The sequence below is a fragment of the Psychrobacter sp. 4Bb genome (assembly GCF_002836735.1).
Classification (GTDB): domain Bacteria; phylum Pseudomonadota; class Gammaproteobacteria; order Pseudomonadales; family Moraxellaceae; genus Psychrobacter.
Window position 1 is genome coordinate 1 of the sequence record NZ_PJAS01000067.1, and the last position, 12,853, is coordinate 12,853.

10 protein-coding genes are annotated in these 12,853 nt (G+C 39.2%); 8 read left to right on the plus strand and 2 right to left on the minus strand.

Annotated features, from left to right (window positions below; all coding sequences use genetic code 11):
• Nucleotides 1-183 precede the first annotated feature (183 nt).
• On the minus strand, nt 184-615 hold the full coding sequence (locus tag CXF60_RS09080) for an Lrp/AsnC family transcriptional regulator (protein ID WP_057761040.1): 432 nt from the start codon (nt 613-615) through the stop codon (nt 184-186).
• A gap of 168 nt (nt 616-783) precedes the next feature.
• Between CXF60_RS09080 and CXF60_RS09085 the strand changes: the two genes are divergently transcribed.
• The 8 genes from CXF60_RS09085 (at nt 784) to CXF60_RS09120 (ending at nt 10,796) form a co-directional block, all read left to right on the plus strand.
• Complete coding sequence (locus CXF60_RS09085) at nt 784-1,878, plus strand: ornithine cyclodeaminase (protein ID WP_102091670.1); 1,095 nt, start codon at nt 784-786, stop codon at nt 1,876-1,878.
• A 30-nt stretch (nt 1,879-1,908) separates the two neighbouring features.
• Nucleotides 1,909-2,925: an arginase gene (locus tag CXF60_RS09090; RefSeq protein ID WP_228707090.1), complete on the plus strand. Its 1,017-nt coding sequence runs from the start codon at nt 1,909-1,911 to the stop codon at nt 2,923-2,925.
• 96 nt (nt 2,926-3,021) lie between these two features.
• Nucleotides 3,022-4,425 (plus strand): YjiH family protein, encoded by a 1,404-nt coding sequence (locus CXF60_RS09095; protein WP_102091671.1) that lies wholly within the window; start codon nt 3,022-3,024, stop codon nt 4,423-4,425.
• Between the two features lie 216 nt (nt 4,426-4,641).
• Nucleotides 4,642-4,848: a ParD-like family protein gene (locus CXF60_RS09100; protein ID WP_102091672.1), complete on the plus strand. Its 207-nt coding sequence runs from the start codon at nt 4,642-4,644 to the stop codon at nt 4,846-4,848.
• Nucleotides 4,841-5,614 carry a type I methionyl aminopeptidase gene (gene map / locus CXF60_RS09105; protein ID WP_102091673.1) on the plus strand — a complete coding sequence of 258 codons (774 nt, stop codon included), beginning with the start codon at nt 4,841-4,843 and terminating at the stop codon, nt 5,612-5,614. Before CXF60_RS09100 ends, map begins: the two co-directional genes overlap by 8 nt.
• A 920-nt stretch (nt 5,615-6,534) precedes the next feature.
• Complete coding sequence (locus CXF60_RS09110) at nt 6,535-8,040, plus strand: hypothetical protein (protein ID WP_102091674.1); 1,506 nt, start codon at nt 6,535-6,537, stop codon at nt 8,038-8,040.
• Between the two features lie 29 nt (nt 8,041-8,069).
• Nucleotides 8,070-10,091 (plus strand): hypothetical protein, encoded by a 2,022-nt coding sequence (locus CXF60_RS09115; protein WP_102091675.1) that lies wholly within the window; start codon nt 8,070-8,072, stop codon nt 10,089-10,091.
• Between the two features lie 12 nt (nt 10,092-10,103).
• A complete protein-coding gene (locus CXF60_RS09120) occupies nt 10,104-10,796 on the plus strand; it encodes a hypothetical protein (protein WP_102091676.1) in 693 nt (230 codons plus the stop codon).
• 320 nt (nt 10,797-11,116) lie between these two features.
• Here CXF60_RS09120 and CXF60_RS09125 read toward each other — a convergent pair whose 3' ends face one another.
• Entirely contained in the window at nt 11,117-12,775 is a 1,659-nt protein-coding gene (locus tag CXF60_RS09125) for an isovaleryl-CoA dehydrogenase (RefSeq protein WP_102091677.1), read from the minus strand.
• Nucleotides 12,776-12,853 lie beyond the last annotated feature (78 nt).

The window sequence follows — 12,853 nt, forward strand, 5'->3', positions numbered from 1 at the left end:
GAACGTAGTAAAAGATACGTTCTTTAGTTTTATTGTACCAGTCAAATAAAAATTAAAAAATCTAGGTTATAAAGCGCCAATATATTCTTTTTACGCTTACCTTCAGGCAGCTTAATCACAACATCCTAAGTTAATATCTATCAGATAAACAGCATAGCTTATGCGATTGTGAGTTTAATGACATTACAAACTCGAAAGCAGAACACTTGTTTCGCTATTCAAAATGCCATCAATCTCTCTGACTTGACGCAGCACTTCATCAAATTCTCTCAAACTTGTCGTGTGTATCTCTCCTACCAAATCCCACGCCCCGTTGGTCGTATGCAGCTTAATTAATTGAGGGATACCTCGCAGTTTCCTAATCACTTGTGAAGTAGACTTTCCTGTTACTTCAATCATCATCATCGCTTTGACCGTTTCTTTATCTAATGCTTCATGCACTCGAATTGTAAATCCTAAAATAGCACCGTTGTGAATCAGTCTATCCAATCTGTTTTGGACAGTGGCACGAGAGACTTTGAGTTTTTTAGCCAGGTTTGAGATGGTTGCTCGACCATCTTGTCGAAGTTCAGATATCAGTTCGCTATCCAAAGAGTCATAAGTGTAATACGCCATAAAGATGCTTCCTTCATTGGATTTTAACATTATGCTAAGTAGTACCTAACAATGTGTCAAAAAAATGTCCATATTTGGTAAATTATTGACATTTTAACTGACAATTATAATTGGTAGCATATTAATTGTCGGTTAAATAAATAATATTCATGGAATGGAGCAAAATTAATGTCTAAATTTATCGTATCACAGAAGCAGGGTGTGCCATTTGTTAGCGTACAGGCGATGGCTGAAATCATTAGTAATTATGGTATAGAACAGACCATAAAAGAATTGGTAGATGCTTTAGAGCAAGATTTTTCTCGTTGGGATAGTTTTGAAAAATCCAGTCGTTTTGCTTCACATTCCAAAGATGGTGTCATAGAGTTGATGCCTGTCAGCGATGGTGAAATGTTTGCGTGTAAATATGTCAATGGTCATCCGATCAACACCAAGCGCGATTTGCAGACGGTAGCCGCTTTTGGCGTGTTGTCTGATGTCGATACAGGCTATCCCATTCTGCTGACAGAGATGTGTATCTTAACCGCCTTGCGTACGGCAGCGACTTCTGCACTGGTTGCCAAGCATTGTGCACCCAAAACCGCTCAGACTTTAGCGCTCATCGGTAATGGTGCTCAGGGTGAGTTCCAAGCAATGGGTATGAAGGCAGTCGTGGGTATCTCAAAAGTGCGTTTATATGATGTCGACCCAGCCGCATCTGAAAAAGTAGCGCGCAACCTTGCTGATTCAGGCCTAGAGATTACTATTTGCAAAACGGTAGAAGAGGCGGTTGAAGGTGCAGATATCATCACTACCTGTACCGCAGATAAGAAAAACGCCACCATTCTCCGTGATGATATGGTCAAAAAAGGCGTCTATGTTAACGCCATTGGCGGTGACTGTCCTGGCAAAACAGAGTTGGATGCCAACATCTTGTTAAGAGCCGATCATGTCATTGTGGAGTTTGAACCGCAAACCCGTATTGAAGGCGATATTCAACAGCTCTCTCAGGATTTCCCTGTGACAGAGTTCCACCGCATCGTAAATGGTGAAAAAGAAGTACGCACCAATGAAGATAACTTGGTTGTATTTGATGGTGTTGGTTTTGCTTCAGAAGACTTTACGGCTTTGGTATTTTTGCGTGATTTGATCAAAAAGCAAGACGCATATGAGCTGCTTGACTTGATTCCTCAGCAACAAGACCCTAAAAACCTCTATTCGGTCGTCAAAGCTCATAGCAAAGATCGTAGCCTAGAGACGGATGAAGCGATGGCTGCATCATAAGTCATTTGAATATAGAAAAATAGGAGTTCAATGCCAGATGTGGACTCAAATGATGAAAAAATTGTTTTATTTAATAGAGACAAAATAATGAATGATTTAATGAAAAACGTGCGAATAGTAGAAGTTTATTCAGACGTCGCAGGGCATAAAAAAGGCGCGTCACTAGGAATCGATGCATTGCGCGCGTCATCAAAAGAGATGAATGCAGACTACTATGAAAAATTGCAACTTGATAGTATAAAAAATGAATATATACATGTAGAAGAGTCGTCATTTAATCATGCAAAATACGCCGATGTAATTGAGCCTGTTATTTCTAAATTGGCGCATAAAATCAAAGATATAAGAAATGAGAATCAATTTCCGATTGTTATTGCAGGCGATCATTCTAGCTGTGCAGGTACGATGCATGGTCTAAAAATGGCGCATCCTGATGCTGAAATCGGTGTGGTTTATATAGACGCACACGCTGATTTCCATTCACCATATACCAGCGGATCAGGAAATATGCATGGCATGCCTTTGGCAATGGCTTGTGCCATTGATAATTTGGAATGTCAGCGTAACAAGCTTTCTGAAAAAGAAAAAGAGTATTGGGAAAAATTGAAGTTTATGGCATCAAGCGAGCCATCAATTAAGCCAGAAAATGTGGTGTTTTGTGCGGTTAGAGATTATCAAGAAGAAGAGATGGATCTAATTAGAAGACATAAAATCCCTTTATATAGCGTGGCTGAGATAACCCAAAAAGGCATCAGTTCTACCGTAGAGGAAATCTTCAAAAAACTAGAATATTGCGATCATATCTACGTGTCATTTGATGTTGATAGTGTCGATCCTTTATATGTGCCAGGAACCGGTACGCCTGCAATGAATGGTCTGTCATACGAGCAAGCGATGCAACTTAATATAGAGTTAATTAAGAACAAGAAAGTATGCTGCTGGGAAATGGCAGAGATAAATCCTTTGTACAACAACTCAAAAGATGACTCGACCAGAATATTTAAAATTTTAGAAAAAGTGACCCATACACTTTTGAGCAACTACTAGTACTGAATATTCAAAATGAGTAAAAGAATCTAGCCTAAAGGGGTTTGTTAAAACCTTCTTTAGGTTGGTTAAAAAGGGACTGCGAGTAAAAATAATATGGACATTATTAAAGCCAGCGCTGCAAGTCGAGATGTTAGCGGTATCAATATCAAACAGTTTTTGAAGTTTTTTATTCCATCTATTATAGGTTTGATGCTTTTCGTATTTCCAATTCCCTATGTGGACGGTAAGTTTGTCACCTATGCAGAAGGATTTACCATTCCTATATCTGTATTGAAGGATTATATACAGGGTTATATCGGTGATCTTTTGCCGTTATTGGTTGTCACCTCAATCATGATTACCTTGTGTTGTACCTTATATACTAAAATCATGAAGCCTGCATTTATTCTGAATAATGCGTTTCTAAATAATTTATTAAACGTTACAACGCCTTGGCTTGTTATTAGGATGCTTGGTGCGTTCTTCGTTGTCGTGACCTATTTTAAATTTGGGTTTGAGGCAATATATTCAGAAAATATTGGCGGCTTAATATTATATGAATTAATGCCAATACTTTTTATTGTATTTTTCTTGGCTGGATTACTGCTGCCTTTATTGCTTGATTTTGGCTTATTAGAATTTTTTGGGGTTCTACTAAGTAAAGTAATGAGACCTTTATTTGGTTTACCAGGTAGGTCATCTGTAGATTGTTTAACGTCATGGTTGGGTGATGGCACTATCGGTGTCTTATTAACCGATAAACAATTGGAAGGTGGGTTCTATACCAAAAAGGAAGCGGCAATTATTGCTACAAGTTTTTCAGCAGTGTCGATTACATTCTGTTTGGTTGTCATCTCTCAGGTTAAGCTTGAGAGCTACTTTATCAATATGATTGGGGTCGTTGCTTTATGCGGCATTGTTTGTGCTCTTATAGTCCCAAGGTTATTGCCTTTATCTAGAATTGAAGATACCTATACTATCGAAAACAGTGATAGAGATCATGAAACTATTCCCGCAGGAAAAACATTATTTACCCACAGTCTACATAAAGCTGTCCAAAAAGCAGACAAGAGTCCAAGTTTTCTTACTTTCTTAAGAGATGGTCTAAAAAATATTTTGGATATGTGGATTGGGATACTACCTGTCGTTATGGCAATCGGTACTATGGGTTTAATCGTTGCAGAAGAAACACCTGTATTTGATTATTTAGGTATGCCGTTTATTCCATTCTTAGAATTATTGAATATACCGTTTGCCGCAGAAATGTCAAAAACGATCATGGTAGGTTTTGCCGATATGTTCTTGCCAGCTATTATCGGTTCTTCAATAGAGTCAGAGTTAACGCGATTTGTCATCGCTTGCTTGTCAGTGTCTCAATTGATCTATATGTCAGAAGTAGGCGGATTGATTTTAGGGACAAAAATTCCAGTGAGCTTTTTTCAGTTATTAGTCATTTTTCTATTAAGAACTATTATCTCATTACCAATCATTGCGGTATGTGCTCATATGATTTTTTAAATAGAGCTTTCTAAAAGCTAGCTACAACACGTTTGAGTAGAGAATCAGCAGTAAAAAACCACCTTGATAGATGGTTTTTTGCTATCAGTCTCAATCTACAGTTTAATTTAAATAATTTCGATATAAGGAAATCGAGTTTAAGCGATACATTATTTCTTGCAACCATACAAAAATAGATATACGATTCATATACGTTTCGTATATCAAGGTGTTTTTATGGGTATTGTTAAAATTGATGATGAGCTGCATGAAGATATTCGTAAAGCAAGTGCCGTCATGGTGCGCTCCATCAACGCTCAAGCTGAATATTGGATGAAGATAGGCATGCTTGCTGAAGCCAACCCTAACATGTCTTACAACCAAATTATTAATGAGCAAATGAGACAAGCTGATGTCAATGTAAGGAACCTTATAGGTGGATAAGGTCATACTTAAAAATGCAGCGGAACTGGAAATCATGCGCGAGTCTGGGCGACTTCTCGCCTCTGTCTTTGATTATCTTGATGAACAAATTACAGTTGGTACTTCTACGATGGACATCAATAACCTTGCTGAGCACTATATTGTTGATCAGTTAGGTGCACGTCCAGCCAGTAAAGGTCAGTATGGTTATCAGTATGCATTAAATACCTCGGTGAATAACGTGGTCTGTCATGGTATTCCTTCAGATCAGCAAATACTTAAATCGGGTGATATTGTGAATGTGGATATTACCCTAGAACAAGGGGGTTTTATCGCTGATTCTAGCAAAATGTATTTGATAGGTGAGGTGTTGCCCCTTGCAAAACGCTTGGTTGATCAGACCTATGAAGCTATGTGGGAAGGAATACGAGTGGTGAAACCTGGAGCAACGTTAGGCGATGTTGGTCATGCCATCCAAAGTTACGCTGAGAAGCAAGGCTATTCAGTAGTGCGAGAGTATTGTGGCCATGGTATTGGACGCGAGATGCATGAGGGACCGCAAGTTCTACATTACGGACATCAAGGAAAAGGTCTAGTCCTACAAGAAGGTATGACATTTACCATTGAACCGATGGTCAATCAAGGTAAAGCCAAAGTTAAAGTCAAAAAAGATGGCTGGACCGTAATCACCAATGATAAAAAATTATCTGCTCAATGGGAGCATACAATTGCGGTTACTTCTGACGGCTATGAAGTTCTTACTTTGCGAAGAGATGAGCTTATTTAAACTATTTAACAATTGAACGGCTATTCGGTAAGGCGTTTCTATAATTCAGAAGCGCCTTTTTTAGTGTTTTATATAAGCATTTTTTAATATTAAAAATGTCTATGTAGCTACCTCCGAAGTACTGAATACATGTCAAAAAGAGAATGTTGTTTTTTGAGGGCCGAGCACGTCTTGGTGATAATCACTTTTTAATTAACTTGTAACTGATTGAATAACCATCATTGTATCGTTGATACAACCATAGGTTTTTCAATAATACCCTTAAATAACACGCACAAGAAAAGCTCCAATCTTAGGATTGGGGCTTTTTGTATCTGACAGGCGTAATCGGATTCGAACCAAAGAAATCAAGACTATTCCGTCGACGCTAGTATTAATGGCGTAGAGTTTGAGGATCAAAAAACAGGCTATCTTCCAGCCAGTTTTTACAGTGGTGAAAAGGTAAGTTACTACCATATCCAATGGTCTGATCTACAAGGGTATGATACGAGAATCTGAGGCTTCATAATGTAGTACAAGCTATGAGGTAACTTTAGATAGATTTTATAACGGGTTCAAATCTATGGCGTCAAAATAAGGTGCATGAACAAACTCTTGTCAGTATATTTAGTTTACCAAATTTAGGTTCATTGTTACTTCACCATGGCTTAAACCTTATATCATTGATAAGTTGTTCTATCTTTTTACAACAATATTTTCCTAAAAAGCAATAAGGGTAAAGTTATTTTTTATGCCCAATACTAACATTTGTTTGCTGAATGTTTGTTTTTTGTATATAATGCTCTGATTTTATGACTTACGTAAACTTAAAAGAGGGTAATCTTCATTGTTGATAAAGATATTTATCAAGTAAGCCCTGAGTTTAAAATTTAGTAAAAAATTATAAAGATAACTAAAAATTCTAATTAAGAGGGTAAGTTATGAAGAAGGCTATATTGACACTTTTGTGCTTGTTAGCTGTTCAAGTTAGTAATGCTGAAATTATTAAAGTGAATGGTGAGGGTGCGACACCTATTGTAAAAAAAGATCTGAATGGTACACGTAATCAAGCATACAACAATGCAAAAACTGATGCCGTCATTGCTCTTATTAAACGTATCAATGGTCCACAGGCGATGAATGAAGCGGATCAATATTTGAATGACATTGTAAAACAAGTTGATAATAATTATGTGTTGAACCGAGGCAGTAATACTAACAGTAATGATGAGTTGGTCACTCAAGTTAGTCTAGAAATGGATGACCAAGAATTTCGTACCATTCTTAATGATTTAGGCTTAGCGCAGAAAAATAGTCGAACCAGTCCGATTATGATTGTGATGGATGAATACTTCGGCGTACCAAAAGACAACTCTAAGCCAGTTAAAGAGTTTACATCTTATTTTTCAGATCGTAGCTATAGCTATGATGAAGATGCAAGTTACAAAGCTAGTGAAAATGCTAAAGCCAGTGCATCAGAATCTCATTCTTCAAAAGGGCGTTCATCAGCTGCCGCAGGTTATGCCTATGGTAATTATTACGGGGCCGGTGTAGGTGTTGCTACCCGCTCATCAAGCCACAATAATTCAGGTAAATCAGCATCTTCAAGTAGCTACAATGCTAATGAGTCTGCAAAATATAGCCAGTCTGAACGTCAAAATGATATTCAAAGTTTTGTGAAATATGTGGAATATCAAACACCAAGTGTTAAAGCTGAGCGTAATAATCAAACCTTAAATTCAATTGCAAGTGCAGCCTCTCGTTATGATTTGCGGTTGCTCGATTCTGACCGTTTCAGAAGTCAGTATCTAAATGGCCGTAGTATGACAATTCAACAACTCATGAGTGATGCAGAGCTTAACAAACTAGTAATTGCCGCGCGTAAAGAAAAAGCGGACTGGTTTATGGCTGGTAGTTCTTATATTTATGATCGTGGTCGTTCAAATGCCACGGGTCAATTTGTCTGCGATGGTGCGGTAAGCTTTAAGATTTATTCAGTAGATGATTCAACTTTGATGGGCGGGGAAACTCGTACAGAGTCCTCAACAGGTGCAACCACAGATTCATGCCGTACCAATGTAGCAAAGAAACTGGGTGAATTAGCAGTTAGCCAAGTTGGACCACAGATTTTAGGTTACGCAAAGAACCGCACTATGTACGGTAAAGAGATTACCATTTTCTTAAAAAGTGCTTCTGGTATTGTAACTTCACGTCTTGGGGATGATTTGTATATTGCCCTAGATGAGATGGATGGCGCTGAAAATATCGATATTCGCACTCAAAATGGCAAGTTTGTTGAGATGACCATGACCTATAAGAGTGACAAGCCAATTAGTGGAGAATTGGCAAAAGCACTACGTAAAGTAAGCCCAATGCTATCGAGCGCCGAGCGTCTACAAGCAGGAAATACAATCACACTTTGCATGGGTGGTATTCAGTGCAAATAAAACTTAAAGCGTTATGCTTGGCGATACCGATGTTTGTGTCAGCATGGGCAAATGCGAACATTCAAATCTACCCATCGAAAGGTGTTTTTGGGTTAGAACAAGGTTGTCGTACCGATCCTAGCAAATATGAAGAGAATGGTTCTTCTATTGTATGTGATTTCAGCCAAGCAATTGATAATGAAATCATTCGTAAACAAGCCGAGCAGTTGTTTTTACAAGGTTTAAAACAAGGTTTCGGTGATCAAGTTGTCGACACTATTTCGCAAAAAACTAAAAATCGTACTTATATAGCCTCTTTAGACGTTTTACGTGCGAGTGAATATGTTGTAAAAAAAGACTCAACAACAGAAATTTTTTTGCCAGTCACCCTAAGTTTAAAACTCACTAACATATTATCAGGTGAAGTCATTTATAGTGACAGTGCAACACTGTCGCAACCGATTCAAATACTGACGACTGACATTGATTCCCCTGCAACAAAAGCTGCCATTAAACAAAAGTTTCAAAGCACGTTGTTGACATTGACTAATCAGTTGACTAATCAATTAAAGTCGAAACTTAAAGTTTCTGAAATTGAGACTCAGGTGATTGATCGGTGGAAATCTTATTTAGTCTTAGATAAAGGCTTTAAACAAGGCATCACTGTACAAGATGAGCTGAGTTCAATAGATGGCGATTTGTTACGTGTGGTGCATGCGGACAGTGATTACGCTGTAGCTGTCCCAATATTGATGCAGGGTCGTACTAAGCGCTTTAGTAAACTATCAACCAATACTCGTCAGGCTATGAATAAACCTAAAGTATTAGTAGTTGATGTACTGACTTATCAAGGCGAGTCAGAAGATTTAATTGAGCAAATTTTTTCTGATGCAGTAGGGGAGCAAGCTTCATTTACTTTGACTCCAGTCAATCAACGCTATAGTACTATGGCACAAAGTATTAGTGAACAGACTGCATTAGCGCAAAGTGAAGACATTCACCAACGTGAGTTACCTGAATTTTTTATTCGGATTAATGTCGTTCCTGTTATTGCTTATCAACAGCAGATTGGAAAAATAACTCAGCAACAGGTTCTTCATAGTGAAGTTTTTGCCGAAATGATTGATCGTTCTGGTCGCGTGATTTACTCAGCACATGCAACAGATGATATTAAAGAGGTGATTTCAGAAGGAATGGGGTTTTCTCTAGAGGCGCGTAAAGAGGTTGTATTGAAAAACGCACTTTTGAAATTAGGTCAACAATTTCAAAAAGGGATTCAATTTACTCGTTCTGATTTAAAAGTCTTAAGTTCAAGTGGTCATAACATTACCATTGATGATGCGGGGGAACGCTTAAGTACCGGAATGAAAGTCCATGTTTATCATTCAGATAAGGCAGCAGGACGTAATATTCTGATTCCAACATGGGAAGCGACTGTTTTGGAACGTCAAGGTGCGAGAGTTACTGCGCAATTAGATTTCCCTGTCAACAGCAGTGATCGGTTACCCGTGCGTTCAGGAGACAGGATTTTGCTTGATAGTTCTGCTCCAGTAGGTGACTCAAAGCAATCTCGCGTTTTATGCCCAAGCTTACATACCGAACAAGTCGGTGAAATTCCATTTGATGGTTTTGGTCCTTTAATCTACCACGCTTTTGCCAGTCAGTCGAAACGACCGTTTTATGCGACGGGTTCAGGCTTTAAAGGACAGACTCTCCTGAAGGATTCAGTCATTGCTATGACTGAAAATGCTGGGTTCAAAAAAAATATGAAAGTTAATTTTTTTGTTCCAAAAGATGAATGTTTACAGCCAGTACTTAAGGTTGAAGTGAAACAAGACAGTGTCACATGTAATGTAGACAAAAGTAATTGTGATGCCACATTAGTTATGGCCAGTGGTGCACGCATATTCAACCAAAAGTCTGAAAAAATAGGGGCTTATGGTTTGCAACAAGAAATCGAATTAGAGGGTATAGATCATCGGCATCGTGATGAAATGTATAACATTCAAATGTTTGAGGCTTTACCAAAAATTTTAAATCAAATCGTGCAAACAGCCGATTCTTCACAATAGGGATAACAAGGTATGAAAAAGATTGCAATTGTTTTAGCAATAGCAGCTTCAATGGGAGCATCAAGCGTCTATGCAGGTTTTGGGTCATTGAGTAGTATTGCATCGTCATTATCTGAATCTGTCACTGGCGTATCTTCTTCAAATATGGATATCAACGGTTTCTTTACGCAAGCTAAAGCAACCAATGAAATGTTTACTCAGAGTCGTACTGCTTTAGCGTCATTACTAGCAAGTAAACAAGATTCAGATGAATTAAAAGCAAAACAGAAAATTCTGAAAACGACTTCTGATCCGAAAGAAAAAGAAGCAATTCAAAAACAAATTGTAGTGTTGTCTAATACTGTTTTAGAAGCCTCTCAAAAGGATGAAGAAGGAACAGTGGCTAAACTGTCAGCATTGAATGTGGAGCAGAAGCAGCATTTGTTGGACTCTGCAAGAAATTTTGTAATCGCAAGTTTAACCGCTCGTGAATTGGCGATAGGAGCTAAACAAGTAGGAACCAGTGTGATCGCAAATCCAAGAAGCTTGGCCAATACAGGGATGTCTTTAGTTGAAGCTAAAAGTGTGGTCGGAGATATAACTGGTATTGCCAAAAACTCAACTATGGCATTGGTAGAATATCCAAAACTATTTAAAAAGGCTGGTATTGAATTCAAAATGCCGACAAGTTCAGCAGATAAACCAAAAGTACTAAGTGATATTTAAGAAGGTTGATTTAGGTCACATCTTAAATATAATCAAAACTATAAATGATGATTAAATCATTTAAAGAAACAAGAGAGTCCTCTAGAGGGCTCTTTTATGTTTTAGTATTTTATGGAATTTAAAGCATCAAAACATCATAAATGTCTCGGGATTCTCCCTTAAGCTGACTAATCAAGATATGGAATAATGCCAATATCGTTGCTGATAAATTTTATGAGAATAATGGTGTGATGTCACAAATTGCCAACCACACACCTGATCAAGTAATGCTGTATGTTATAAAAATCAGTAGCAAAGGACTATTTTATATATAAAGATATCTAGAGAACTGCTTTGGTCGCGCCAGCCGCCCGTTCGATCAATAAATCTACGGGTGCATCAGGACTTAATGTACCAAAGACTAGCCCATGCTCATTCCCAATCCTAGAACGACAGAATGCCTGAGCGATCTCCGTATGTTCAATCTGTAGTAGTATCGAAGCTTGTAGCATCAATGCCAGGCGCTCAATCACATAACGACTACGGAACTCCAAGGTTTGCGTATCCTCAAATCGCTCTATCAGTAGGTTTAATTCTGCATCGTAATCAGCATTTTTTCCTGCTGCTTGCTGCAGTTCCTTAAATAAAGCTCGCTGAGTTTCTGGCTCCTTTTTTAAGGCACGCAGCACATCTAGACACTGCACATTGCCACTGCCTTCCCAGATTGAGTTTAGCGGCGCTTGCCTGTACAGACGCGGCATAATAGTCTCTTCGACATAACCGTTACCGCCCAAACACTCTTGTGCCTCATTAATAAGAACGGGCGCGCGTTTGCATATCCAATACTTCCCAATTGCTGTCGCGATACGAGCAAGTGCGGCTTCATGAGGGTCTGTTTCTATCTTATCAACTGCGCGTGCAATTCGCATTGTTAGGGCTAAAGCCGCTTCCGACTCTAAGGCTAAGTCTGCCAACACATTACGCATAATAGGTTGGTTGACTAATAATTTACCAAAGGCTTCGCGCTGACTGGTATGATGAATCGCTTGGACGATCGCTTGGCGCATTTGAGCTGAGGAGCCAATCATACAGTCAAGTCGGGTTAGCGCGACCATCTCGATAATGGTCGGGATGCCGCGACCTTCAACGCCCACTAGCTCACCGAATGCACCTTGAAACTCTACCTCGGAGGAAGCATTTGCCCAATCTCCTAATTTGTCTTTTAAGCGTTGAACTTGTATTGCATTGCGTGTCCCATCAGGCCGGAAGCGTGGTACTAAAAAGCAACTAGGACCACTGTCAGATTGGGCCAAGACGAGATGAGCATCGCACATTGGCGCTGAGAAAAACCATTTATGCCCAACGATTTCATAAGAGCCATCCTTTTGTCGTGTGGCTCGAGTCGTATTGCGGCGTAAGTCTGACCCACCTTGTTTTTCTGTCATGCCCATGCCTATCGTACAGCCTAGTTTTTCTTCCATGGGCAAGCTGCGCGGATCATAGTGTTCGGATAATAGCTTGGGCAGCCATTTTTCGGCCAGCACTGGCGAATGACGTAGGGCAGGGATAGCAGCATAGCTCATAGACATAGGGCAACCAAACCCAGCCTCAGGCTGTGAGCCGAGATACATGACTGCCGCCCGAGCCACGTGAGCACTATCACGCTTTTCATTGCGCCAAGCAAAATTGCTCATGCCGTATTTCATTCCTGCATGCATCAAATCATGGTAAGCCGGATGAAACTCTACTTCATCTATACGCCGACCATAGCTATCAAAGTTGCGCAATTTAGGCTTGTTTTCGTTGGCTAAGAATCCGCTGTTGATCAGATCTCCACCAGTCAGTGCGCCAAACTCTTTTAAGTGAATTGCTGCCCAAGCAGCACCCTCTCGTGCGACAGCTTCTTTGAGCGCTGTATCTGTTTCCCATGCATTATAATTGGCTAAGGCAAAAGGTTGATTCTGCACCTCATGGGTCTTAAATTGATTTACAATTGACATGATGATTATCTTCCCTGATTTTAAATGTCATTTACTAAGTTTCAGTAGTTCAGTAATTTCCACGATGAGTATTACATA